The organism is Azohydromonas aeria (assembly GCF_009760915.1).
GTDB lineage: Bacteria > Pseudomonadota > Gammaproteobacteria > Burkholderiales > Burkholderiaceae_C > Azohydromonas > Azohydromonas aeria.
In genome coordinates this window covers 1-24,447 of sequence record NZ_VIDQ01000031.1, presented here as the reverse complement: position 1 = coordinate 24,447, position 24,447 = coordinate 1, and the positions used below count along the sequence as shown (strand labels likewise).

Here is a 24,447-nt window from a genome sequence, read left to right as displayed (position 1 = left end):
AAGGTCATGGAGAGCAAGTCGAGGCGCGGTGAGGGTTCCAGCACCCCTCTTCGGCATTGCCGCGCCGGAGTGAAGCCCGCCGCGGGGGCGACGTGATCAATGCACGCCAGCCAGGGGCGGGGCCCCGGGCACTGCCGGCGCTCAGGACGCGGCGTCGCGCGCCACGCCGTCCGCGGGGGCGGCAGCCACCGCGCCCGCCGCCCGCGCCTCGCGCAGCGCCCGCGCCAGATCGCCCAGCGCGTAGGGCTTGCGCAGCAGCCGCGCGCCGCCCGGCGCGGTGCGGTGCGGCATGAAGCCGGTGGCGATCACGGCCGGCAGCGCCGGGCAGTGTTGCGCGCACCAGGCCACCAGGTCCATGCCGTTCATCGTGCCGGGCATGACCACGTCGGTGAACAGCACGTCGAAGGCCTCGCCCCGCGCCAGCACCGCCATCGCCGCGTCGGCCGAGACGCACAGCGTCACGCGGTGGCCCAGTCCCTCCAGCGCCGGCTTCACCACCGAGGCCACCAGCACGTCGTCCTCCACCATCAGCACCCGCAGCGGCGTCGCGGCGTCCGCTGCCGGGCCCGCAGCGGACGGCGCCCCGGCGCCACCGCTGGCGCCGGTGCCCGCGGCGGCGTCCTCGCAGACCGGCAGGAGCATCGTCACGCGCGTGCCCCGGCCGGGGGCGCTGTCGATGCGCGCGTCGCCGCCGGATTGCCGCGCGAAAGCCAGCACCTGCGCCAGCCCCAGGCCGCTGCCGGCGCCCACCGGCTTGGTTGTGAAGTAGGGCTCGAAGGCGCGCGCCACGGTGGCCGCGTCCATGCCGGGGCCGTCGTCGGCCACTGCCACGCAGGCGAAGCGGCGTATGCCCGCGCCCGTGCCGGCACTCGCGCCCGGCCCCAGGCCCGCCGCCTCGTCCCCGCGCGCCAGGCGGCCCTCGATGCGCACCTGCCCGCCGTCGGGCAGCGCGTCGCGGGCATTGAAGACCAGGTTCAGCAGCGCCAGCTCCAGTTGCGCCGGGTCCACGAACAGCGGCGGCAGCGCCGGCGCGATGTCCGCCGCCAGCCCGATGCGCCGGCCCAGCGCCGGGCCGGTGAGCTCCTGGCTGTGCAGCACCAGGTCGCCCAGCGACACCGCGCGCGCCGCCAGCGGCTGCTCGCGGCCGAAGGCCAGCATCTGCCGGATCAGGTCGGCCGCGCGCGCCGTGGCGCGCATGGCGCCGTCGAGCACGCGCCGCGGTGCGCCCCCGCCACCCGCACTGCTGCCGTCGCCGATGACGCGGTCGAGCACGTGGTGCGCGGTGCTGATGGTCTGCAGCAGGTTGTTGAAGTCGTGCGCCAGCCCGCCCGTGAGCCGGCCCAGCGCCTCGTGCTTCTGCGCCGTCAGCAGCTTCTCCTGCGCCTCGCGGGCCTGCTGCACCGCCTCCGCGACGCGGCATTCGAGCGTGCGCGTGGCTTGCCCGATGCGGGTGCCGGCCTCGTGCAGCGCGGCGCTCACCGCGTCGGCCTCGCGCACGCCGGTGTCCAGCCGCGGCGGCACCTCGTCGCGGCCGAGCCCCAGCGCGGCGCGGTGCAGCGCGTGCATCGGGGCGCTGATGCGCCGCGCCGCGGCCAGCGCCGCGAGCAGGCCCAGCACCAGCAGCACGCCCGCGGCCGCGAAGGCCTGCAGCGTCAGCCGCTTGGCCGCGGCCGTGAGCGTGGCCTGGGGCAGGGCGATGACGACGCGGCAGCCCCAGCGGTCCGCGGGGCCCAGGTACGTCAGCGAGGGCACGCCGTCGAGCGTGACGGACTCGGCAAAGCCGGTGTCGTTGGCCACCGCGCGGCGCTGCAGGTCGCCCGTGGCGCGCACGCCCACCCATTTCTCCGGATCGCGGCTGCGCGCGAGCACCACCTGGTCGCGGTTGATCACCGCGGCCACGCTGCCTTCCGGGTACGCACGCGCCTGCACCAGCTCCTGCAGCACCGAGAACGGAAAGCTCACGCCCACGTTCCAGCGCGGTGGCGCGACATGCCTTTCCGGCGCGAACAGCGCCAGCACCGGCTTGCGCAGCAGCGGGCCGTGGTCGCTGTAGTACAGCGCGGGCCCGGTCTCGACGAAGGGCGCGCCCTGGGCGCGCGGCAGCGGCGTGGGCAGCGGGTCCTCGCGCAGCGTGTTGAGCAGCTGGTGCCCGCGGTCCGCCAGGAACACCCAGTCGCCGCTGTCGCGCACGGCGGCCCTGGCCTCGGCGTGGAAGCGGTGCAGGTCCGCGTCGCGCAGCGCCAGCGAGGCCGCCAGCAGCCGCGCCGTCTCGGCACGCCGCTCCAGCGCCTGCTCCAGCGCCAGGGCCACGTTCTCGGCCATCTGCTGCACGTGCTCGCGTGCGTCGCCCACCTCGCGCAGGTACGTGAAACGCGCCAAGAGCGCGAAGCTGATGACGGCGGGCAGCCAGACGGCCAGCACGATCAGCAGGAGGCGGGTGCGGATGGTCAAGGAGGGGGTACTTCGGGTACTTCGCGCGCGACGACCTCCGCACGTTAACAGCCGGCACCGCAGCCCGGCCGGGCTGTTACGGTGCCTTCACGACCGGCTCAACGGCCTCTCACTGGCGCCGCGCCAGCCGGGCCGGTTCCTCGACGGCCGCGGCCGCGGGCGGCTCCTCGCTGCGCAGCCGCTCGGCCACGTCCTGCGCCAGCGCCGGGTTCAGCGCGGCCAGCGCCTCGATGGCCTGCCGTGCCTGCGCCTCCTGGCCGCCGCGGTGGTAGAGCCGCGCCAGCGCGGCCCAGCTGCGGCCGTAGCCCGGGTTGAGGTCAAGGCTGCGCCGCCAGGCCTGCGCCGCGGCCGCGTCGCGGCCCAGGCGCTCGTGGGCCAGCGCGGCCAGGTACAGCGGCTCGGCATCGGCGCGGTCCTGCTGCTCCCAGCGCTCGGCCAGCTGCAGCAGCGCGTCCCACTGCCCGGCGCGCTCCAGCGTGGCGGCCTGCAGGAAGGCGGGCAGCGCACCCAGCGGCCGCTGCCAGAAGCCCTGGCCCTCGTGCGGCCGCACCTCGGCCACGCGCGGCGGCGCCTCGGGCCTGGCCGGCAGCCACTCGGCCGGCACGGCATAGTAATTGGCCCCCGCGCCGGCGGAGCGGAAGGTCAGGATGCCCACGAGCCGGCCCTCGCGGTCGAACAGCCCGCCGCCGCTGGCGCCGGAAGTGAAGCCGTTGCTGCACTGGATGACGAGCTGGTTGTCCCAGTGGTGCAGCGCCACCACGACGCCGCCGCTGATGCGCAGCGCCGGCCCGCCGGTGTAGCCCAGCGCCGCCAGCTCGTGGCCCTCGCGCAGCGAGGCGGCGCGCCCCACCGCCACCGGCGCGTGCGGCAGCCCCGGCACCTGCAGCAGGCACAGGTCGTGTTCGGCATCCACCGACTGCGCCTGCACCGTCCAGCGCGAGCCGGCCTGCACCAGCGTGATCGACTCGGCGTTGCGCGTGACGTGGCAGTTCGTGACGACGCGCTCGCGCGCGATGACCACGCCCGAGCCCAGCTGCATCGGCCCCTTCGATCCCTGCGCCTCGACGCGCAGCACGCTTTGGCCCAGCTCGATCAGCGCGCGCCGGTCGAAATCCGCATGCGCCGCGCCGCTGCCCGCCAGCCCTGCGCCGGCCAGCGCCAGCGCCGCCGCGGCCCGGCGCCAGGGCGACCGCCCGGTGGCCCGCAAAGGTTTTCCGAGTTCGTTATTCGATCTGGTTTTCGGCTTCATCGATTCCATGCCACATATTCCTTTGAAGCATGGATGACCAATTCCAGGAGCACCGGACTGGAATGGTCTGCATGCCGAATTTAAAATGACAAAATACCGTTCAGCCCGGAGCGGCAAACTCCGGGAAATGATTTCGATGACGGGACAGGGCAATCGTAGTGCCCATTGCTGCACCGCAGCAATGAATAACCCTGCAATTGGCCATACCTTCGAACGACAGCCCGGTTCAATTCCCAGTGATTCACTGGGAAAATAGCGGGCCCGCCTTCAGTGGAACGTGGCCGGCTTTCGCGATGCTGTCAGCCGCGTGGCCAAGTCGTTGCCACGCGTGAAGTTTTTCTCTGCCGAGCTTCAAACGGGAATTTTCTGCCCCGACACGGGCCAGCGCCCGCAGGGCCCCCTCAGGCCGTCTTGTCGCCTCGTCATTCCGGCGAAAGCCGGAATGACGGATCGGGGTGCGAGGCGCTGCGACTGACGGGATGCGGAGAGCTGGCGTTTCCCCGGACAGGTCAAGGACCTTGCCGCTACCGCGAAGCCCGGAGCCAGCGCCTCCGGCTCCGGCGCGCTCAGGAAATCAGATCAAGGCAGTCATCCCGGGAAATTCACGCCGCCGCCCGGTGCCGCCGCGCGGCCTCCTCGGCGTCGGCGGCCTGCAGGTCGCGCTCGACGCGGTGGGCGGTGTCGTCCCAGGGCAGCTCGGAGATGTCGGCATCGATCACGGCGCGTAGGGCCTGCTTGGTCTGGCGCGCGAGCTGGCGCATGAGCTCGCCCAGGAACGGGCAGGCGGCGAACAGCGCCACGCGCTCGAAGCGGCCCGAGGCCATCTCGGCCTCGATGCGCCGCGCCAGCACGGTGGCGAACTCGCGCAACCGCCGCCGTCGCGGGTCCAGCGGGCGGCCGACGTCGGGCACCACGCGCACGCGCTCCAGCACGGAGGTGGGCCGGCGCACCTCGTCCAGCGCCTCGAGCGCGGCGGTGGCCGGGTCGCGGCGCAGCAACCGCGCCGCGCCGGCATGGGCAATCACGATCAGGTCGGGTTTCATGGGGAAGAGGTTTTGGGGTGAACGTCAGGCTTGCAAGGTACGCAGCACGCTTTGTTCCAGGTCCGTGTTGCCGCTTCTTTTCCCCAGGTTGCGCGCAGGGCGCCACCGCCGTCGGTGCGGTGGGCCGCGGAGCGTTCTTCCCCGGCGTGGCAATGTGTGCCGTCAGCGGTTCACGTCCACCACCACGCGGCCGCGCACCTGGCCGTCCAGCAGCGCCGGCGCGGTGGCCAGCGCCTCGTCCAGCCCGATCTCGCGCGCGCCGATCAGCGCCAGCCGCTGCGGCTCCAGGTCGATGCCCAGGCGCTGCCAGGCCAGCAGCCGCTCCGGCAGCGGACACATCACGCTGTCGATGCCCGCCAGCGTCACGCCGCGCAGGATGAAGGGCGCCACCGTGGCGGGCAGGTCCATGCCGCCGGCCAGGCCGCAGGCGGCCACGACGCCGCGGTACTTCATCTGCGCGCAGACGTTGGCCAGCGTGTGGCTGCCCACGCTGTCCACCGCGCCGGCCCAGCGCTCCCTGGCCAGCGGCCGGCCCGGCGCGCTGAACTCGGCGCGCTCCAGCACCTCGGCGGCGCCCAGCTGGCGCAGGTAGTCGGCCTCCTGCGGCCGGCCGGTGACGGCGGCGACCTGGTAGCCCAGCTTCGCCAGCACCGCCACCGCCACGCTGCCCACGCCGCCGGCCGCGCCCGTGACGACGATCGGGCCCTGCTGCGGCGTCACGCCGTGGCGCTCCAGCGCCAGCACGCACAGCATCGCCGTATAGCCGGCCGTGCCGATGGCCATGGCCTGCGCCGGCGTGAAGGCCGGGGGCAGCGGCACCAGCCAGTCGCCCTTGAGCCGCGCGCGCTGCGCCAGCCCGCCCGGATGCGTCTCGCCCACGCCCCAGCCGTTGAGCACCACGGCGTCGCCGGGCTTCCAGCCCGGGTGCGTGCTGGCCTCGACCGTGCCGGCCAGGTCGATGCCCGGCACCAGCGGGAATTTACGAACCACCGGGGACTTGCCGGTGATGGCGAGCCCGTCCTTGTAGTTGAGCGTCGAGTACGCGACGCGCACGGTCACGTCGCCGTCGGGCAGCGCCGCGTCGTCGAGCTCGCGCACCGAGGCGCGATAGCCCGCGTCGTCCTTCTCGACCAGGATGGCCTTGAACATGTCGTCGTCTCCTTCGGGGATGTCTGCAAATGTCGGGATGTGGGATGCGGCCGGGCCGGGTGCGCCCGCACCGGCGGCCCGAGGTTATGCCAGCTGCCGGGTGCCGCTGCCGGCTCTCGCGTCAGGCCAGCCCGATCGTCCTGGCCGCGCCGTGCACGGCCGCGGCCGCGTCCTCGGCCAGGCGGAAGGCGGCCAGAAAGTCGGCGACGGCATAGCCCGGCGCCTGCTGCCGGATCGACGCGGCCAGGGCGCGGGCGGGCTCCAGGCGCCCGGCCAGCGCCAGGCAGTACGCGGCGATGGCCTGGATGTGCACGTGCGCGTTGGGCCGCGCCGCGGCCTTCAGTGCCCACTCGGCGGCCTCGTCATGGCGCCCAAGGCGCAGCAGTGCCAGGGCGCGCGAGGCCAGCATGCCGAACAGCAGCGGGTCGAAGGGGCTGAGCTCGCGCGAGTGGTCGGCGGCGCGGATGGCGTCGAGCGCGTCGCCGGACTGCGCCTGCACGAAGGCGCGCGTGTAGTGGCCCAGCGCGAAGTTGGGGCTGAGCTGGGTGCAGGCGCGCAATTCGGCCAGCGCGCCGTCGAGTTGCCCGCGCAGCCACAGCGCCCGGCCCAGCGCCCAGTGCGCGGCCGGGTCCAGGTCGTCCACCAGCATCGCCTGCGTGGCCGTGGCGTAGGCGCGTTCCATCTCGCGCGCGCGCTCGCCCCAGCCCAGGAAGGCGTTCTGGAAATGCGTGAACGACAGCCCGGCCCAGGGCCGCGCGAAGCCCGGGTCCAGCCGCGTCGCGGTGTCGAAGAAGTGGTGCGCCTGCTCGTTGTGGGCGCGGTCGAAGCGGTACATGTGCCACAGCCCGCGGTGCAGCGCCTCCCAGGCGTCGAGCGAGCCCGGCGGCTTGAGCAGGGCCCGGTTGCGCTCGGCCACCTCGACCTGGCTGGCCAGTGACGACACGATGCGGTCGCCCACGGCCTCCAGCACCTCCAGCGCCGCGGCGTTGCGGCAGCTGAGGGTGTCGGCCCAGACGATGCGCGCGCTGCGCGTCTCGGCCAGCTGCACGCCCAGGTGCAGCCGTGCGGCCTCGCGCCGCAGCGTGCCGCTGACGACGTAGTCCACGTCCAGCGTGCGCCCGGCCTCCTCGGCGCCGATGCGCTTGCCGTCCAGCGCGAACACCGTGCCCTGGGCGATGACGAACATGCTGCGCAGCCGTGCCAGCCGCGTGGTCAGGTCGTAGGCCAGCGCGTCGGCCAGCCCGCCGCGCACGGCGCCGGCGCGGGAAGCGTCGGCAAAGGGCATCACGGCAATGGAGGCGCGGCGGGCCGCACGGACCGGCGCGGGCGCGGGCGTCGGCACGGCTTCGAGGGCGACGGCCGGCGCCGCCTGACAGGCCTTGGCCGCCGCCCAGGCGCGGCCCAGCGGCGCCCAGTCCTGCCCTTCCGACTCGAACAGCCGCGCCGTGGCGGCCAGGTGCTCGTCGCCCTCGCGCAGCGCGCCGCGGCGCGCCAGCGCGTCGAGCAGCGCGGCGTGCGCGCGGCGGTCGAAGGGCGCCAGCCGCAGCCACTGCTCCAGGCAGGCCAGCCCTTCGTCGGCGCCGGGTTCCAGCCGGCTCGCCAGCTGCTCCAGCACCGCCGCGCGCGCGGCGCGGAAGTGGCGCCGCCGCCCAAGCAGCCAGGCGCTCCAGGGCGCGCTGCGCTCGATGTCCAGGCCCTGCAGGAATTCGCCCTCGGACAGCGCGGCCAGCGCGCGCAGCGCGTCCGTGTCCAGCGCCGCCAGGCCCGCGCTCGACTGCACGGCCGCCTGCAGCCGCAGCGCATCGACGTCCACGCCGGCGAGGTCCAGCCGCAGCGCGCCGGCATCGGCCTTCACGCGCACGCAGCCGGGTGCGTCGAGCAGCGCGCGCAGCTTGCTCAGGCACCAGCGCAGCTCGCCGCGCGGGTCGCTGGGCAGATCCCAGAGCAGCTCGCACAGGTGCTCGCGCGCCACCGCGCGCGGCGCCAGCGCGAGATACGCCAGCAGCGCGCGCACCTTGCGCGAGCGCGGCAGCGCCACCGGCACGCCGCCGCGCAGCAGCGCCGGCGCGCCGAGCAGGCGCAGCGCCAGGCCCGCGCCGCCGGCATCGCCGGCGTCCGCGCCTGCGTCCGCGATTGCATCAATTCCCACGGCATTTCCCACGCGCGCCTCCACGCTGGCTTCCACGCCGGGGCGGGACAGTGCCTGCACGGCGACAGCTTCGCCGCCCGTCATGCCTCACCCAGGAGAACCCGTGATGAACGCATTGTCCGCCCCCATGACACCGCCGTCTGCCGCCGCCCCGGACCTCGCCGCGGTCAAGGCCCGCCAGCGCGCCGCCTGGTCCTCGGGCGACTACTGCGTGGTCGGCACCACGCTGCAGATCGTCGGCGAGAGCCTGTGCGAGGCCATGGACCTGCGCGCCGGGCAGCGCGTGCTCGACGTGGCCGCCGGCAACGGCAACGCCTCGCTGGCCGCGGCGCGCCGCTGGTGCGCGGTGACCTCCACCGACTACGTGGGCGCGCTGCTGGAGCGCGGCCGGGAGCGTGCCGAGGCCGAGCGCCTGGACATGGATTTCCGCGAGGCCGACGCCGAGGCACTGCCCTTCGACGACGGCGCCTTCGACGCCGTGCTCTCCACCTTCGGCGCGATGTTCGCGCCCGACGCGCCGCGGGTCGCCGCCGAGATGCTGCGCGTGTGCCGCCCGGGCGGGCGCATCGGCATGGCCAACTGGACGCCGCAGGGTTTCATCGGGCAGCTGTTCAAGACCATCGGCCGCCACGTGCCGCCCCCGGCCGGCGTGAGCTCGCCGGCGCTGTGGGGCACGCGCGAGCGCATCGACGCGCTGCTCGGCCCCGGGGCCGCCGGCATTGAGGTGGCCACGCGCCATTTCGCGTTCCGCTACCGCTCGCCGGAGCACCTGCTGCAGGTGTTCCGCACCTACTACGGCCCGGTGCTCAAGGCCTTCGCCGCGCTCGACGAGGCCGGGCAGACCGCGCTGGCCAACGACATCCTGGACCTGGCCGGCAGCTTCAACCGCGCCGAGGACGGCACGCTGGTGGCGCCCAGCGAGTACCTGGAGATCGTAGTCACGCGGCGCTGACCGCGCCGGGGCGCGTGGCCGGAACGGCGGTTGCTGGCGCGCGGGGATGCGAGCTTTCAAATCCTCCACCGTCGTTCCCGCCGCGCTGCTGGCCGGCCTGGCCGCGCTGGCCCCGCCGCCGGCCCGCGCGGCCGATGCCACCCTGGGCGCCGAGGCGCTGCAGTCGCGCCACGCCGAGCTGCGCCCGCGGCTGGCGCAGAGCCCGTTCGGGCGGCCGCTGCTGGTCGAGTCCAACGACTCGGCCAGCGCGCCGCTGGGGCAGGTCTGGGCGGTGCTTGATAAACCCTTCGAGGCCGTGGCCGAGGCGCTGCGCGAGCCGCGGCACTGGTGCGACATCCTGATGCTGCAGACCAACGTCAAGCGCTGCGCGCCGTCGGGCAGCGGGGAGCGGCAGCAGCTGGAGGTGGGCATCGCGCGGCGCTACACCGACCCGGTGGAGCAGGCGCAGGCCCTGGCCTTCAACTTCAGCGCGGCGCCGCCGCAGCCGGGGTGGCTGTCGGTGGCGCTGTCGGCTGCCCAGGGGCCGGTGGGCACGCAGAACTACCAGCTGCGCTTCCAGGCCGTGCCGGTGGGGCCGCAGCGCACCTTCATGCACCTGTCCTATGCCTACGAGACCGGGCTGGCGGCGCGGCTGGCCACCAGCGCCTACCTCGCCAGCGCCGGCAAGGACAAGGTCGGCTTCACCATCACCGGGCGCGACGAGCAGGGCCGGCCGCAGTACGTGCGCGGCATGCAGGGCGTGGCCGAGCGCAACACCATGCGCTACTTCCTGGCCATCGACACCTTCCTGGCCACCGCCGGCGCGCCGCTGGAGACGCGGCTGCGCGGCTTCCATGCCGCGCTGGAGCGCTACCCGGCGCAGCTGCGCGAGACCGAGCAGGGCGAATACCTCGCCATGAAGCAGCGCGAGGTGCAGGCGCGCTGAAGGAAAGGGTGCCGCCCCGGTGCTGGCGACCGTGGCGGCAGTGCCCGGGGCGGGCCTGGGGCGGGCCGGTAAAATTCGGGCTTTTCGCCCTGCGCAACCCACCATGACCACCGAAAAGATCGACGGCGTGTCCGTCACCACCCGTGCCAACGTCTATTTCGACGGCAAGTGCGTGAGCCACGGCATCACGCTGGCCGACGGCACGAAGAAGTCGGTGGGGGTGATCCTGCCGGCGACGCTGACCTTCAACACCGGCGCGCCGGAGATCATGGAATGCGTCGCGGGCGGCTGCGAATACAAGCTCGCCGGCAGCGACGAATGGCAGCGCAGCGGCGCCGGCGAGAGCTTCAGCGTGCCGGGCAACACCAGCTTCGAGATCCGCGTGACCGAGGCCTACCACTACATCTGCCACTTCGGCTGAGAACGCAAGACATGAGCACCATCCTCGAACACCTGCCCCTGGGCCAGAAGGTCGGCATCGCCTTCTCCGGCGGCCTTGACACCAGCGCCGCGCTGCACTGGATGCGCAAGAAGGGCGCCGTTCCCTACGCCTACACCGCCAACCTGGGCCAGCCCGACGAGCCCGACTACGACGCCATCCCGCGCAAGGCGATGGAGTACGGCGCGGAAGCGGCCCGCCTGATCGACTGCCGGCTGCAGCTCGCGCACGAGGGCATCGCCGCCCTGCAGTGCGGCGCCTTCCACATCTCCACCGCCGGCGTGACCTATTTCAACACCACGCCGCTGGGCCGCGCCGTGACCGGCACGATGCTGGTGGCGGCGATGAAGGAGGACGACGTCCACATCTGGGGCGACGGCTCGACCTTCAAGGGCAACGACATCGAGCGCTTCTACCGCTACGGGCTGCTGACCAACCCGAGCCTGCGCATCTACAAGCCCTGGCTCGACCAGGCCTTCATCGACGAGCTCGGCGGCCGAGCCGAGATGTCGGCGTTCATGACGGCCGCGGGCTTCGGCTACAAGATGTCCGCCGAGAAGGCCTACTCGACCGACTCCAACATGCTCGGCGCCACGCACGAGGCCAAGGACCTGGAGCACCTGAACTCCGGCATCCGCATCGTCAACCCGATCATGGGCGTGGCCTTCTGGAAGGAAGACGTCCCCGTCAAGGCCGAGGAAGTGCGCGTGCGCTTCGAGGAAGGCCAGCCGGTGGCCCTGAACGGCCAGACCTTCGACAACCCCGTCGAGCTGATCCTGGAAGCCAACCGCATCGGCGGGCGCCACGGCCTGGGCATGAGCGACCAGATCGAGAACCGCATCATCGAGGCCAAGAGCCGCGGCATCTACGAGGCCCCGGGCCTGGCGCTGCTGTTCATCGCCTACGAGCGCCTCGTCACCGGCATCCACAACGAGGACACCATCGAGCAGTACCGCGACAACGGCCGCCGCCTGGGGCGGCTGCTGTACCAGGGCCGCTGGTTCGACCCGCAGGCCATCATGCTGCGCGAGACCGCGCAGCGCTGGGTGGCGCGCGCCGTCACGGGCGAGGTCACGCTGGAGCTGCGCCGCGGCAACGACTACTCGATCCTCAACACCGAGTCGCCGAACCTGACCTACCACCCCGAGCGCCTGACCATGGAGAAGGGCGAGTCGGTGTTCTCGCCGCGCGACCGCATCGGCCAGCTGACCATGCGCAACCTCGACATCACCGACACGCGCGGCAAGCTCGGCATCTACAGCCGCACCGGGCTGCTGAGCACCGGCGGCGACGCGCCGCTGCCCAGCCTGGAATAAGTCCCGGCCGGGCCCTTCGCAGGCGTGCGGTGCAGGGCCGCACGTCGGGCACGGCCCTCCGTCGTGCCTCCAGGCGCCGTTCACCGGCGCCTTTTCGTTGCCCTTCCGACCGGTTTCCCGCACCCCGCAGTAACCCGGTTGCCCGGCTCTGAAACCGGTTCCAGAATCGTCTCCATGCCTCATTTGCAGGAGACGAGACCCATGAACGTCGTTCGCCGCCGGCTGCTGGCCGCCGCGCCCGTCCTGGCCGCGGCTGCCCTGGCGCCGGCCGCCGGCCCCGCGCTGGCGCAGGCCTATCCCGCGCACGCCATCGAGCTGGTCGTGCCCTTCCAGCCCGGCGGCGGCACCGACGCGCTGGCGCGCGCCTTTGCCGACGCGTCGCGCAAGCACCTGCCGCAGAGCATGGTGGTGGTGAACCGGCCCGGCGCCAGCGGCGCCATCGGCTGGGGCGAGGTCATCAATGCCAAGCCCGACGGCTACAAGCTGGCCGTCATCACCGTCGAGCTGGTGACGCTGCCGCACCTGGGGCTGGCCAGGTTCAGCCACGAGGACCTGCAGCCGATTGCGCGGCTCAACGCCGACCAGGCCGCCATCACCGTGCGCGCCGACGCGCCGTGGAACTCGGTGGAGGAGTTCCTGGCCGCGACGAAGAAGGAGCCCGAGCGCATGCGCGTGGGCAACTCGGGCAACGGCTCGATCTGGCACCTGGCCGCCGCGGCGCTGGAGGACAAGACCGGCGTGAAGTTCAGCCACATCCCGTTCCAGGGCGCGGGCCCGGCGGTGCAGGCGCTCATGGGCGGGCACATCGAGGCCGTGGCCGTCAGCCCGGCCGAGGTCAGCACCTACGTGCAGGGCGGCAAGCTCAAGACGCTGGCGGTGATGGCCGAGCAGCGCGTCAAGGGCTTCGAGAAGGTGCCCACGCTGCGCGAGCGCGGCATCGACCTCGTCATCGGCACCTGGCGCGGCATCGCGGCGCCGAGGAACACGCCGCCCGACGTGCTGGCCACGCTGCGCGCCGCCACCGCCCGGATCGCCCAGGAGCCGCAGCTGCGCGAGGCCATGGACCGGCTCAACCTGGGCTACTCCTACGGCGACGACCAGTCGTTCCGCGGCTCGATCGAGCGCGACAACGCCTACTTCAAGCCGCTCATGGCCAGGCTCAACCTGAAGAACTGAGCAGCGCGGCCGAACCGGGAAGCCCTCGCCATGGACACCGCCACCACCGCGCGGACCGCGCTGATCGGCCTGGACTGGGGCACCACCTCGCTGCGCGCCTGGCTGTTCGACGCGCAGGGCGCCGTGCTCGACACGCGCGCATCCCCGCTGGGCATCATGCGGCTGCCGCGGCCGGCCGACCTGGGCGGCTGCGACGACGCCTTCCAGAAGCTGTGCGCCGACTGGCTCGACGCGCGCGAGGTGCCGGTGATCGCCGCCGGCATGGTCGGCAGCGTGCAGGGCTGGAAGGAAGCGCCCTACGTGGCGCTGCCCGCGGACCCGGGCCCGCTGGCGCGCGCGCTGGTGCCGGTGCGCAGCGCGCGCGGCAGCGTGGTGCACATCATGCCCGGGCTCATCGAGCAGGGCGCGCTGCCCAACGTGATGCGCGGCGAGGAGACGCAGGTGCTCGGCGCCCTGGTTGCGCACGCAAGCCTGCGGCGCGCGCCGCGGGTGCTGCTGGGCCTGCCCGGCACGCATGCGAAATGGGTGTTCGTGGTGGAGGGCCGCGTCGAGCGCTTCCTGACCTTCATGACCGGCGAGGTCTTCGCCGCGCTGTGCGAGCACACGATCCTGGGCCGCACCATGCAGACCGGCGCGCAGCCGCAGGACGAGGCCTTCCTGCGCGGCGTGGACACGGCGCGCCGCCATGGGCAGGCCGGGCTGCTGGCCACGATCTTCAGCACGCGCACGCTCGGCCTCACGGGACAGCTGGCGCCGGCGCAGCAGGCCGACTACCTGTCGGGGCTGCTCATCGGGCATGAGCTGATGGGGCTCGCGGCCGTGCTGGCCGGCGAGGACTTCAAGCCGTCGGACTGGACGCCGGGACTCATCGGCGACGCCGCGCTGTGCCGCCGCTACCGGCTGGCGCTGGCCCATGCGCAGGGGCTGGACGCTCCGGTGCTGGAGCACAGCACCGAGCAGGGGCTGTTCCACATCGCGCGCGAGGCGGGGCTGCTGCGGGCGCAACCCGCCGGCCCCTGAAGCCGCGCGGCGACAATGCGCACCCATGGCACAAGGCAAGCGCACCTCCACCGACATCGCCCCGCGGGCGCTTGAAACCATCCGCGACATGGGCGCGGCCGCCCGGCAGGCGCGCCTTGCCGCGGGCGAAGGGCAGGCCGCCGCCGCGGCCCGGCTGGGCGTGCACGTGCAGACCATCGGCCGCATCGAGTCGGGCGAGCCGGGCGTCGCGGTCGGGCACGTGCTGGGGCTGCTGGCGCTCTACGGCATCACCCTCGACGTGCCTCGGCCTCAACCGGGTGCGCAGGCATCGGGGCTGGATTGACCATCGTGGCGCGCTTCACGGCGCGCAACGTTCGATACCGGGCACAACGTCCCGTGGGGCATCGCGGCGCGGCGCACCGGGGAGCGTCAAATCCGTCACGCCACGGCCGCCTGATGCGAGAACGGCGGTTCCCGTCCGCCTGATCCGGACCTCGCCGGTGCCGCTCGTCATGCATGCTGGCGGGGTACCGCCTGCGTCGGTCCGCGCAAGCGTGGCCTGGCCGGTGTGTCACTGTTGATGCCGCTTCGTGCGGCATGCCCGTCGATGACTTCGTTTCCCAAGCTCTTTTCCGACGCCGGGCCGGTTCCGTACCCGGGGCCCGGGCCCGATGTCCTGGCGCTGTCCCAGGCGCTTGCCGTGCCGCTGTGCGTGGTGGACGCGCGCGGCCGCGTGCTGCATGCCAACCCGCGCTTCGCGCGGGCGGCCGGCACGCAGGCGCCTGCGCTGGAGGGCTCGAACTGGCTGGCGTGCGTGTGCGCCGACGGGCAGCCGCGGGCCATTGCCGCCTGGATCACGGGCGTGGCCCGGGAGAGCGCGTTCACGCTGGAGGCCGCCCTGCCGGGCGATGGTGCCGGGCAGGCCGCGACCGCCTGGCAGGCCGTGCCCGTGCGGCAGGACGGCGCCGTCGTGCGCTGGATCCTCCTGGGCCAGGCGCCCGCGCCCGCGCCCGCGCCCGCGCCCGCGCCCGCGGCCGGCGCCGGCGATGCCGGCAGCCCGGGCTGGTTCCGGGACAGCTTCGAGCAGGCCGCCGTGGGCATCGCGCACGTCGCGCTGGACGGCAGCTTCCTGGACGCCAACGAGCGCTTCTGCGCCATCGTCGGCCATGGCCGCGCCGCGCTGCGGCAAGGCGGCTTCCAGCGCATCACGCATCCCGAGGACCTGGGCACGGACGTGGCCAACGTGTCGGCGCTGCTCGATGGGCGCATCGCGCACTACGCCGCCGAGAAGCGCTACGTGCGCGCCGATGGCGCCACCGTGTGGGCGCATCTCACCGTGGGCCTGGTGCGGCGCGCGGACGGCACGCCGGACCATTTCGTTTCAGTCATCAACGACATCTCGCAGCGCAAGGCCGCGGAGGCCGCGCTGGCGGCGCAGCAGCGGCTCACGCAGTTCCAGCTGCGCCTGAGCGAGTGGGTGCACAACCTGTCCGACCCGGTGGCGATGATGAACGCCGCCACCATGGCGCTGGGCCGGCACCTGGACGTGGCGCAGGTCGGCTTCGGCGAGATCAACGAGGCGCAGACCCACGTGACGGTGCACCGCGACTGGAACGACGGCTCGATCCCGTCGGTGGTGGGCACCTGGCGCATGGACGACTTCGGCCCCGCCTTCGTCCGCGACATGAAGGCCGGCAAGACCATCGTCATCCCCGACGTCGAGCTCGACGCGCGCACCAACGCGCCCGAAGTGCTGGCCGCCTACGCGGGCATCCACACGCGCAGCATCCTCGACATGGCGCTCATCCGCGGCGGGCGCATGGTGGCGATGATCTTCGTCCACCACCCCAGGCCGCGCGCCTGGAGCGACGAGGACGTGACGGTGTTGCAGCACACCTGCGAGCGGCTGTGGTCGGCGGTGGAGCGCGCGCGCGCGGAAGCGGCCCTGGCGCAAAGCGAGGCCCAGGCCCGGCACACCGCGGGCGTGCTCGAAGACATCATCGAGAGCATTCCCGACCCGATCTGGACCAAGGACCTGGAAGGGCGTTTCACGCTGGTCAATTCGGCCGCGGCCCGGGTGCTTGGGCGTCCACGCGAGGCGCTGCCGGGCATGTACGACCACGACCTGCTGCCGGCCGCCTTCGCGCAGGTCGTCAAGGCGCAGGACCGCCGCATCCTGGGAGGCGGCGAGCGCATCGCGGTCGACGAGACGCTGACCGATGCCAGCACCGGGCAACCGCGCCACTTCGACAGCATCAAGCTGCCCATGCGCGACGCGCAAGGGCGCATCACCGGGTTGCTGGGCGTGGCGCGCGACGTCACGCAGCGCAAGCTTGCCGAGATGGCGCTGCTGCAGTCGCAACAGGAGCTGGGTCGCCTCACGCAGCGGCTCATGGAGCAGGAGCGCGAGACGACGCAGCGCCTGGCGCAGCTGCTGCACGACGGGCTGGGGCAGACGCTGGGGGCGCTGCGGCTGCGCCTGGACATCCTGGAAGGCTCCAACGCGATGCAGACGCTGAGCGAGGAGCAGCAGCGCCACGTGCTGGTGCTGCGCAAGCTCAGCCACCAGGCGGTGGCCGAGGTGCGCACCGCGCTGGTGGAGCTGCGCCCGCCCATGCTGCGCGAGCAGGGCCTGGTGGCCGCGCTCAACCACAAGCTGCAGCTGCGGCGCGAGGAGGGCCACGCCATCACCTTCACGATGGCGGCCGCACCCGGGCTGCTGCAGCTGCGCTGGCCGGACGCGGTGGAGTACGCCTTCTTCATGGTGGCGCGCGAGGCGCTGGCCAACGCGGTGCTGCATGCCGGCGCCAGCCGCATCGACTGCGTGGTCGAGGGCGACGCGCACTGGCTGCGACTGCGCCTGCGCGACAACGGCCGCGGCGTGCCGGACGACCTGCACTGCCCGGGGCACCTGGGCGTGGTGGGCATGCGCGAGCGGGCGCTGGCCATCGGCGCCGCCTTTTCGATCAGGCGGCAACCCGCGGGGGGAACCGCCGTGACACTGGAATGGGAGAGCGAGGTCGATGACGCGCATCTACCTGGTTGAGGACCACGCCATCCTGCGCGACGGCGTGCGCGCTCTGCTGGAAACCGCCGGTTTCGAGGTCGTGGGCGAGAGCGACGACCCGCAGCAGGCGCTGCGCGAGATCGCGCAGCTGCGGCCCGACGTGCTGCTGCTGGACCTGAACCTGCAGGGACAGTCGGGCATGGAGTTGCTCAAGCAACTCAAACAGGCGCGCTCAAGCGTGCGCACGCTGGTGCTGACCATGTCCTCGCTGCCGCACAACGCCACCGAGGCGCTGCAGCTGGGCGCCATGGGCTACGTGCTCAAGGGCTCGCCGGCCACGGAGCTGCTGCAGGCGGTGCGCGCCGTGGCCCGCGGGCAGCGCCACGTCGGCCCGGGCGTGGGCGAGCTCATGCTGCAGGCCATGGAGGTGCCCAAGGGTGACGACCCGCTGTCCCAGCTCTCGCCGCGCGAGCTCAAGGTCATGCGCCTGGTGGTGCGGGGCCGCACCAGTGTCGAGATCGGCATCGAGCTCAACCTGTCGTCCAAGACGGTGGACACCTACCGCAGCCGCCTCATGGCCAAGCTGGGCGTGGGCGACGTGACGGCGCTGGTGCGTCTGGCCGTGCGCACCGGGCTGCTCGACGTCCACGCCGACGAGTAGGGGAGCGCCGGCACGGCAGCAGGAGCGGGATCGGGAGCGGCGCGCCTGCCAACGATTTCACGGATCGGCCCCGCGGGCCCCGGGGATCAAGATTTCCCCACAGCACCGCGCAAGACGCCCCCTACAAGCGTCGGGTGACGGCCGGACAGACCGCGACACGGTGCAACTCCACACTGCGCAGCCATGGGCGGCACGGTTCCAAGCCGCCTGCGAAAGCTGCCGCCATGCCCTCGTCCCCGTCCTCGTTTCCCGCCATGCTGGTCGCCGGCCCGGCCTCGGTCGCGCAGGTGCTGCCCTTGCTGGAGAGGCACCGTCCGGACCTGCGCTGGGAAGTGCGCGCCGAGCTGTCGCAGGCCGCCTTCGACCTGTGCAGCGGCCACTACGAGATGGTGGTCGTGGACGGCGAGCGCGCCATGCAGCAGCCGGACCAGATGCTCATCACCGTGCGGCGCTGCGCGCCGGACACGCGGCTGGTGGTGCATGCTGACGACCTCGCGCACCCGACGCTGCGGGCCCTGGCCGCCTGCGGCTGGCTGGCGCGGGTGCGCACCGATGCCCTGGCGCAGGCCATCGCATGAGCGGCAGCCTCGTCATCTCGGGTGTGGCGCTGCTGGCGGTGCTGGCGCTGGCCGCATGGGCCCGGGCCGCGTCCCGGCGCACGGGGCGGCTGCTGCACGCCCTGGCCGAGCAGGTCCGGCGCGTGGAGCAGGGCGACCTGCCGCAGCGCGTGGTGCCCGCGCAGGCCGCGCCGGGGTTGCGCGAGATCGACGAGGCGCTGCAGCGCGCGGCGCATGCCCGGTTCGACGCACATGCCCTGCTGCAGCAGCGGCTGGCGCTGCAGACGGCGGCGCTGGCGCAGGCGCAGGTGCGCATCGAGGCGCTGGAAACCCGGGACAGCCTCACTGGGCTGCCCAACCGGCGCAGTGCCGAGGAGCGGCTGCAGGCCGAGATCCTGCGCCACCGCCGCACCGGCGCGACCTTTTCGCTGATCCTGGCCAGCATCGACCGCTTCCGGCACCTGCACGACACGCTCGGCCCGGCCGAGGGCGACGCGGTGGTGCAGGCCGTGGCGGCGCGGCTGGCCAACGCCTGCCGCTGCACCGACCACGTCAGCCGCCACGATGGCGATGAGTTCATGGTGCTGCTGCCGGACACGCTCCCGGCTGGCGCGGCGGTCGTGGCGCGCAAGCTGCTGCTGGCGACGTCGGCCACGCCGTGCCGTGCCGCGGGCACGGTCACGCTCAGCCTGGGCGTGCTGGTCAACGTCGAGCAGGTCGATGCCGCGCAAGCGCTGGACGCGGTGAGGCGCTCGCTGCACCAGGCCCAGCGCCGCACGCCGGTGGCCATGCCAGGCCACGACCACCCGCTCGCCGGCCTGCTGCCCGCGTGAGGCCCGGGACTGCCACGAATCTCACGGAACGGCCGGTACCACGGCGGAAATCAAGATTTCCCTACACGCCATCGCGAAGCGTTCATGACGTGGATCAAGTGCCGGCCTGGGACAATCGGGCCGAGCATGAATACGCACCAGGTCACGCAACTCGACCCCCGGGCCGACCGCGTCGTCCGGCCGCTGCTGCAATTGATGCAGGAGCTCACCGGCGCGGAGACGACCTTTCTCACGCTCATCGACCTGGACGGCCAGCAGCAGGACGTCGTCTTCGCGCTCAACACCGCCGAGCTCGAAGTGGCCGAAGGCGCGCGCGTGCCATGGCAGGACTCGATGTGCCGCCTGGCCTTCCTCAGCGGCAAGCCATGCAGCGCCGACGTGGCCGCCGACTTTCCCGGCAGCCTGGGCGCGGCGCAGCTGGAGATGCAGACCTTCTTCGCCGTGCCCGTGACGCTGCAGGGCCGCCTCGTGGGCTCGCTGTGCGGCGCCAGCCGCCACCGCCGGCCCGTCGGCGCCGGCGTGCTGCGGATGGTGGAGCTGATCGGGCAGGCCATGGCGTCGCAGCTGAGCCTGGTGGCGCGCGTGACCGAGGCCGAGGCGCGGCATGCGCAGGACGCCCGCGCCATGGCCCTGCTGCGCGAGGCCGTCACCACGGACGCGTTGACCGGGCTGCTCAACCGCGGCGCCTTCCTGGCCCGCTACCAGCAAGAGCTTGCGCGCGCCGAGCGCCATGGCGAGGAGCTGGCCGTGCTGGTGCTGGAAGTGGACGGCATCGCCGCCCTCCGGGACGTGCACGGGCGGGAAGCGGGTGACCGGGTGCTGCAGGCGCTGGCGTCCACGCTGGGCGCGGTGGCGCGCGTGGAGGACGTGGCGGCGCGGCTGGAGGGCGACAGCTTCGCCCTGGTGCTGACTCGCCCGCGCGAGCCGGACCCGTCGCGGACCGCCGCGCGCATCCGCAGCGTGTTCACGCAGACCTGCGCCGTGCTGGGCATGCAGGTGGGCTTGGGCATCGGCTTGTGCGGCAGCCGCGACACGCCTCGCGCGGAGCTGCTGTATGCCGCCGAGCGCATGCTGTCCCAGGGCAGGAACTGCGCCGCGGAGCCAGGCTGACGCCCGGCGTCATCGAGGCCGCCGCCGCGCTTCGCGCGGAAGAGTTCCGCGACAACATACGCGAGGCACCGTGGAACGATGCCGGCCTCTGCGGCGTCCCCGCTTGCGTTCTCTTGGTGGCACGGCTCTGGTCAAGCGTGGTCAAGGGTACGTTTTAGAGAGGAAGAAGGGCGCTTCCAGCGTTGCCGTTGGCGCAGCGTGCCGCGATGTGGCGACGTGAGGTGTTTCGATGAATCGCGTATGTTGTTGTAGGGTGAAGGTGATGAGGTGAGCTGCCGTGTCGGCCGTTGACACCGCACCCACGACCCTTGCCGTGGACTGGCCGGCCGGCCGGCGCGGCGCAAGATGCCTGGCCCAGGGCCCGCGGGCGCGGACAGGCAAGCGCATGTCGAAACCGGACAAGTCGCGCCGGCCCGCGTTGCCGACAGTGGAGAGCCGAAGGACCGGTGCCGCCGCGGCCCGGTCCTCCCGTTCTCACCAAGGTGGCCCATGACCTCTGATTCCCCGCAACGGTGGCGCCACGCGCCCGCCGTGGCCTGCCGCAGTGCCGTCGGCGCGAAGGTGTCCCGATGAGCATCAGCGTCTTCGACCTGTTCAAGATCGGCATCGGGCCGTCGAGCTCGCACACCGTCGGGCCCATGAAGGCGGCCCGGCTGTTCGTGCAGCGGCTGGACACCCTGGGCGTGCTGGAGCGCTGCGCGCGCGTGGAGGTGCAGCTCTTCGGCTCGCTGGGCGCCACCGGCCGCGGCCACGGGAGCGACAAGGCCGTGCTGCTGGGGCTGCAGGGGCACGAGCCCGACACGGTGGACGTCGATGCCGTGCCGGCGCTGCTGGAGCAGGTGCGCACCAGCGGCCGGCTGTGCCTGGACGGCCGCCACGAGGTGGCCTTCGACGAGCGGCGCGACCTGCTGTTCCACCGCCGCAAGACGCTGCCCTTCCACGCCAACGCCATGCAGTGCACCGCCTTCAACGCCGCCGGCGTGGAGCTGGACCGGCGCGAGTACTACTCGGTGGGCGGCGGTTTCGTGGTGGGCCAGGAAGCGGCCGGGGACGGCAGCCTCGCGCCCGTGCTGCGCCCCGACGCGCCGGCGTTGCCTTATCCCTTCCGCACCGGCGCGGACGTGCTGATGCTTACGCGCGACCTGCGCTGCAGCATCGCCGAGCTGGTGCGCCGCAACGAGCGCCACTGGCGCAGCGACGCGGAGATCGACGCCGGGCTGCTGCGCATCTGGTCCGTGATGCAGGCCTGCGTCACGCGCGGCTGCGCCACCGAGGGCATCCTGCCCGGCGGCTTCAAGGTCAGGCGCCGCGCGCGGGCGCTGCACCAGCACCTGCTGGCGCGCGCCGAGGCCGCTGTGGGCGATCCGCTGCTGGTCATGGACTGGGTCAACCTCTACGCGCTGGCGGTCAACGAGGAGAACGCGGCGGGCGGCCGCGTGGTCACGGCGCCGACCAACGGCGCGGCCGGCATCGTGCCGGCGGTGCTGCACTACTACGCGCGCTTCGTGCCCGGCGCCAGCGACGCCGGCGTGGTGGACTTCCTGCTCACGGCCGGCGCCATCGGCATCCTCTACAAGGAAAACGCCAGCATCTCCGGGGCGGAAGTCGGCTGCCAGGGCGAGGTCGGCGTGGCCTGCTCGATGGCCGCCGGCGCGCTGTGCGCGGTGATGGGCGGCACGCCTGCGCAGGTCGAGAACGCCGCGGAGATCGGCATGGAGCACCACCTGGGGCTGACCTGCGACCCGGTCGGCGGGCTGGTGCAGATCCCGTGCATCGAGCGCAACGCGATTGCCTCGGTCAAGGCCATCAACGCCGCGCGCATGGCGCTGCGCGGCGACGGCACGCACCACGTCAGCCTCGACAAGGTCATCAAGACCATGCGCGAGACCGGTGCCGACATGCTCACCAAGTACAAGGAAACGGCCCGTGGAGGACTGGCGGTCAACATCGTCGAGTGCTGAGGCTGCGGGCGCCGGCGCCGCGTCCAGTGCGGCCTCCGCGCCCGGCACGGCCGCACGGTCGGCCTTGAGCGTGGGCTTCGTGCTCATGCCCGGCTTCACCATGGTGGCCTTCTCCGGCTTCGTGGACGCGCTGCGGCTGGCGGCCGACGAGGGCGACCGCAGCCGGCCGATCCACTGCCGCTGGCGCGTGCTGGCCGAGGAGCTGCGGCCGGTGGCGGCCAGCAACGGCGTGGAGCTGATGCCCACGGCGCGCTTCGGCGACCCGGCGGAGTTCGACTACGTCGTGGTCGTGGGCGGGCTGCTGCAGGGCACGCGCCGGCCGTCGCGCGCCACCGTGGAGTTCCTGCGGCTGGCGGCCTCGCGCGCGGTGCCGCTGGTGGGCTTGTGCACGGGCTCCTTCGTACTGGCGCGCGCCGGGCTGCTGCAGGACCGGCGCGTGTGCGTCAGCTGGTTCCACCACCAGGATTTCGTGCGCGACTTTCCCGGGCTGCAGGCCGAGTCGCACGAGATGTTCGTGGTGGACCGCGACCGGCTGACCTGCGCCGGCGGCACCAGCGTCGTGCACCTGGCGGCGTGGCTGATCGAGCGGCATTGCGGCCGGGCGGCGGCGTCCAAGGCGCTGCGCATCCTGCTGGAGGAGGGCGCGCTGCCGGCGCGCACGCCCCAGCCGCAGCCCAGCTTCGCGGAGCGCACCGACGACCCGCGCGTGCGCCAGGCGATCTGGCTGATGGAGCAGAGCCTCTCCAGCCCGGTGCCACTGCCGGAGGTGGCGCGCAGCGTCAACATGAGCCTGCGCCACCTGGAGCGGCGCTTCCGGGCGGCCATCGGCATGGGGCCGCACGAGTTCTCGGTGCGGCTGCGGCTGCGGCATGCGCACTGGCTCACGCAGCACACGCGGCTGCAGCTGTCGCAGATCGCGCTGGAATGCGGGTTCGGGGACTGCGCGAGCTTTTCGCGGCGCTTCAAGGAGGTGTTCGGGTATCCGGCGAGCTCCTTGCGGCGGGGGAAGGTCGTGGCCGAAGCGGAGGAGGCGCTGGCGGGGCTGGAGGCTGCCGAGGCCGGCTGATCAGACGGAGAAAATCCCCGGACGCCGCAGCGGCGTGGCCCAAGGGCGTGATTTACATCACGCCCTTCTTGTTTTGAAAGGTATACGGTCGCAGCCAAGGAAAAGCGAGCCTGGATTGCAGCAAGTCTGCCGGATTGAATTTGAGTATATGTATGTTTCCCACCCCAGCCCCCAGCTCCAAACCCTGTTCTCGCACCATCCCTTCCAGGGTGCCGCACCGGAAGCAGCCGATTTTCTGTTCGTCGGGCTGGACGCCAACTACGCACCCGACATCGAGCGGAGCCCGATTTTTGACAGCGTGGTCGAGTATCACCGCGACGGCGTGGCGTTCTGGCGCCAGCATGGCGTGCACCACCCGTTCCTGCTGCCGGGGTATGGCGGTGACGGCAGACGCTACCACCAGAATTTTTCGCGCATCGGGTTCGGCCCGGAGCAAGCCCACAGGGTTTCGTTCATCGAACTGCTGCACGTGCCGACCGTGGGCCGGAGCCAGTTGACCGTCGATGATCTGAACCCGGCCCATCTGGAGCGGATCAACCGGGCCATTCTGGACGGCCAGGCGCGGCACACCTTCCTCTCTGCGGGCGTGGTTCGCCTCATGCAGGCCAGCGGCCGGTTTCCGTGGTTGACTTTGCGGCCCAAACCCGCGGGTACCCTTCCGGTACTGCATTTCCGAAACGGCAGATCGGTTTATCTGCATCTTCACTTCTCGAATTACGGGAAATTCCAGGCGCAGATGAACGCGGAGGCCCGGGTCATCGCTTCGCTGCTGATTTCGGCGGTTTGATTCCGGATTCATTCCAGGACCAAGGGAAAATCGCCAAGCGCGTTGGCAGGCGGCCCACTTGTGGGCTGAATTATTTGCCGCCGTGGCGTGGTTCGGCCCGCAAGCGGGCGTCCTACCGGCTGCGGCCGGCCGTCCGTTGTTTCACCGGCGGAAGCAATCAACATGAGGTGTCCACGCCTTGACGCGCGTCGCATCGCGTGCGGCGCCATCCCCGCAATGCTCGCGCCTTCCCACGACGCCGCCACCCTTCGCGGCCCTTAACGAGCGCCATCGGCAAGACCTGCCTTCTTGCCTGAAAGCGACACGCCGCCCTTGTCGCAACCCGACAAGTACAAGTCGCTCGTCAACAATCGCCACGGGCCCCGCCCCCGAAGAATGACTCCCATTCGGACCTCTCCAGGAGTCATCAAATGCAAGGCCAGTCCTACTCGTGGTGGAGCCTTCTCAAGCACGGCCTGAAGCACCACAAGACGTGGGAACCGGCTTGGAAGCGCAACCCGCTGCAGTCCAGCTATGACGTGGTGATCATCGGCGGCGGCGGCCACGGCCTGGCCACGGCCTACTACCTCGCCAAGAACCACAAGGTCGGCCGCATCGCCGTGCTGGAGAAGGGCTACCTGGGCGGCGGCAACACG

The 24,447-nt window shown here is 72.5% G+C and carries 21 protein-coding genes; 16 read left to right on the top strand and 5 right to left on the bottom strand.

What is annotated here, in order from left to right:
* Positions 1 to 141: 141 nt before the first annotated feature.
* From FJ694_RS18320 to FJ694_RS18300, 5 genes are all read right to left on the bottom strand, one after another.
* Positions 142 to 2,451: an ATP-binding protein gene (locus tag FJ694_RS18320; protein ID WP_157268692.1), complete on the bottom strand. Its 2,310-nt coding sequence runs from the start codon at positions 2,449 to 2,451 to the stop codon at positions 142 to 144.
* Between the two features lie 109 nt (positions 2,452 to 2,560).
* Positions 2,561 to 3,709: a tetratricopeptide repeat-containing S1 family peptidase gene (locus FJ694_RS18315; RefSeq protein WP_157268691.1), complete on the bottom strand. Its 1,149-nt coding sequence runs from the start codon at positions 3,707 to 3,709 to the stop codon at positions 2,561 to 2,563.
* Between the two features lie 593 nt (positions 3,710 to 4,302).
* Positions 4,303 to 4,743, bottom strand: coding sequence for a host attachment protein (locus FJ694_RS18310; protein ID WP_157268690.1), 441 nt, complete (start codon positions 4,741 to 4,743; stop codon positions 4,303 to 4,305).
* Positions 4,744 to 4,905: 162 nt separating this feature from the next.
* Positions 4,906 to 5,892, bottom strand: coding sequence for an acrylyl-CoA reductase (NADPH) (acuI, locus tag FJ694_RS18305; RefSeq protein ID WP_157268689.1), 987 nt, complete (start codon positions 5,890 to 5,892; stop codon positions 4,906 to 4,908).
* A gap of 121 nt (positions 5,893 to 6,013) precedes the next feature.
* Complete coding sequence (locus FJ694_RS18300) at positions 6,014 to 8,101, bottom strand: transcriptional regulator (RefSeq protein ID WP_232540099.1); 2,088 nt, start codon at positions 8,099 to 8,101, stop codon at positions 6,014 to 6,016.
* Between the two features lie 46 nt (positions 8,102 to 8,147).
* Between FJ694_RS18300 and FJ694_RS18295 the strand changes: the two genes are divergently transcribed.
* The 16 genes from FJ694_RS18295 to FJ694_RS18220 all read left to right on the top strand — a co-directional run.
* Positions 8,148 to 8,993: a class I SAM-dependent methyltransferase gene (locus FJ694_RS18295; protein ID WP_198320894.1), complete on the top strand. Its 846-nt coding sequence runs from the start codon at positions 8,148 to 8,150 to the stop codon at positions 8,991 to 8,993.
* Positions 8,994 to 9,039: 46 nt separating this feature from the next.
* Complete coding sequence (locus tag FJ694_RS18290) at positions 9,040 to 9,918, top strand: hypothetical protein (RefSeq protein ID WP_157268688.1); 879 nt, start codon at positions 9,040 to 9,042, stop codon at positions 9,916 to 9,918.
* Between the two features lie 103 nt (positions 9,919 to 10,021).
* Positions 10,022 to 10,339 (top strand): pyrimidine/purine nucleoside phosphorylase, encoded by a 318-nt coding sequence (gene ppnP, locus FJ694_RS18285; protein ID WP_157268687.1) that lies wholly within the window; start codon positions 10,022 to 10,024, stop codon positions 10,337 to 10,339.
* A gap of 11 nt (positions 10,340 to 10,350) precedes the next feature.
* Positions 10,351 to 11,673: an argininosuccinate synthase gene (argG, locus tag FJ694_RS18280; protein ID WP_157268686.1), complete on the top strand. Its 1,323-nt coding sequence runs from the start codon at positions 10,351 to 10,353 to the stop codon at positions 11,671 to 11,673.
* Between the two features lie 201 nt (positions 11,674 to 11,874).
* A complete protein-coding gene (locus FJ694_RS18275) occupies positions 11,875 to 12,849 on the top strand; it encodes a tripartite tricarboxylate transporter substrate binding protein (RefSeq protein ID WP_157268685.1) in 975 nt (324 codons plus the stop codon).
* Positions 12,850 to 12,879: 30 nt separating this feature from the next.
* Positions 12,880 to 13,869 carry a 2-dehydro-3-deoxygalactonokinase gene (locus FJ694_RS18270; protein ID WP_157268684.1) on the top strand — a complete coding sequence of 330 codons (990 nt, stop codon included), beginning with the start codon at positions 12,880 to 12,882 and terminating at the stop codon, positions 13,867 to 13,869.
* A 25-nt stretch (positions 13,870 to 13,894) separates the two neighbouring features.
* The gene (locus FJ694_RS18265; protein WP_157268683.1) at positions 13,895 to 14,173 is read left to right on the top strand and encodes a helix-turn-helix domain-containing protein; all 279 of its coding nucleotides are present in this window, start codon (positions 13,895 to 13,897) and stop codon (positions 14,171 to 14,173) included.
* Positions 14,174 to 14,437: 264 nt separating this feature from the next.
* A complete protein-coding gene (locus FJ694_RS18260) occupies positions 14,438 to 16,876 on the top strand; it encodes a PAS domain S-box protein (RefSeq protein ID WP_198320893.1) in 2,439 nt (812 codons plus the stop codon).
* Positions 16,854 to 17,498 (top strand): response regulator, encoded by a 645-nt coding sequence (locus tag FJ694_RS18255; protein ID WP_157268681.1) that lies wholly within the window; start codon positions 16,854 to 16,856, stop codon positions 17,496 to 17,498. The genes FJ694_RS18260 and FJ694_RS18255 overlap by 23 nt, the downstream gene beginning before the upstream one ends.
* 224 nt (positions 17,499 to 17,722) lie before the next feature.
* Positions 17,723 to 18,076, top strand: a complete 354-nt coding sequence (locus FJ694_RS18250) for a hypothetical protein (protein ID WP_157268680.1) — start codon at positions 17,723 to 17,725, stop codon at positions 18,074 to 18,076.
* Positions 18,073 to 18,888 carry a GGDEF domain-containing protein gene (locus FJ694_RS18245; protein ID WP_157268679.1) on the top strand — a complete coding sequence of 272 codons (816 nt, stop codon included), beginning with the start codon at positions 18,073 to 18,075 and terminating at the stop codon, positions 18,886 to 18,888. Before FJ694_RS18250 ends, FJ694_RS18245 begins: the two co-directional genes overlap by 4 nt.
* A 126-nt stretch (positions 18,889 to 19,014) precedes the next feature.
* Positions 19,015 to 19,998 (top strand): sensor domain-containing diguanylate cyclase, encoded by a 984-nt coding sequence (locus FJ694_RS18240; RefSeq protein ID WP_198320892.1) that lies wholly within the window; start codon positions 19,015 to 19,017, stop codon positions 19,996 to 19,998.
* A 569-nt stretch (positions 19,999 to 20,567) separates the two neighbouring features.
* On the top strand, positions 20,568 to 21,959 hold the full coding sequence (locus FJ694_RS18235; protein WP_157268677.1) for an L-serine ammonia-lyase: 1,392 nt from the start codon (positions 20,568 to 20,570) through the stop codon (positions 21,957 to 21,959).
* A 70-nt stretch (positions 21,960 to 22,029) separates the two neighbouring features.
* Complete coding sequence (locus tag FJ694_RS18230; protein ID WP_232540103.1) at positions 22,030 to 23,025, top strand: GlxA family transcriptional regulator; 996 nt, start codon at positions 22,030 to 22,032, stop codon at positions 23,023 to 23,025.
* 148 nt (positions 23,026 to 23,173) lie between these two features.
* Positions 23,174 to 23,812 (top strand): hypothetical protein, encoded by a 639-nt coding sequence (locus FJ694_RS18225; RefSeq protein ID WP_232540098.1) that lies wholly within the window; start codon positions 23,174 to 23,176, stop codon positions 23,810 to 23,812.
* Between the two features lie 410 nt (positions 23,813 to 24,222).
* Positions 24,223 to 24,447: FAD-dependent oxidoreductase (locus FJ694_RS18220; protein WP_157268675.1), on the top strand; the 225-nt coding region annotated here is incomplete at its 3' end.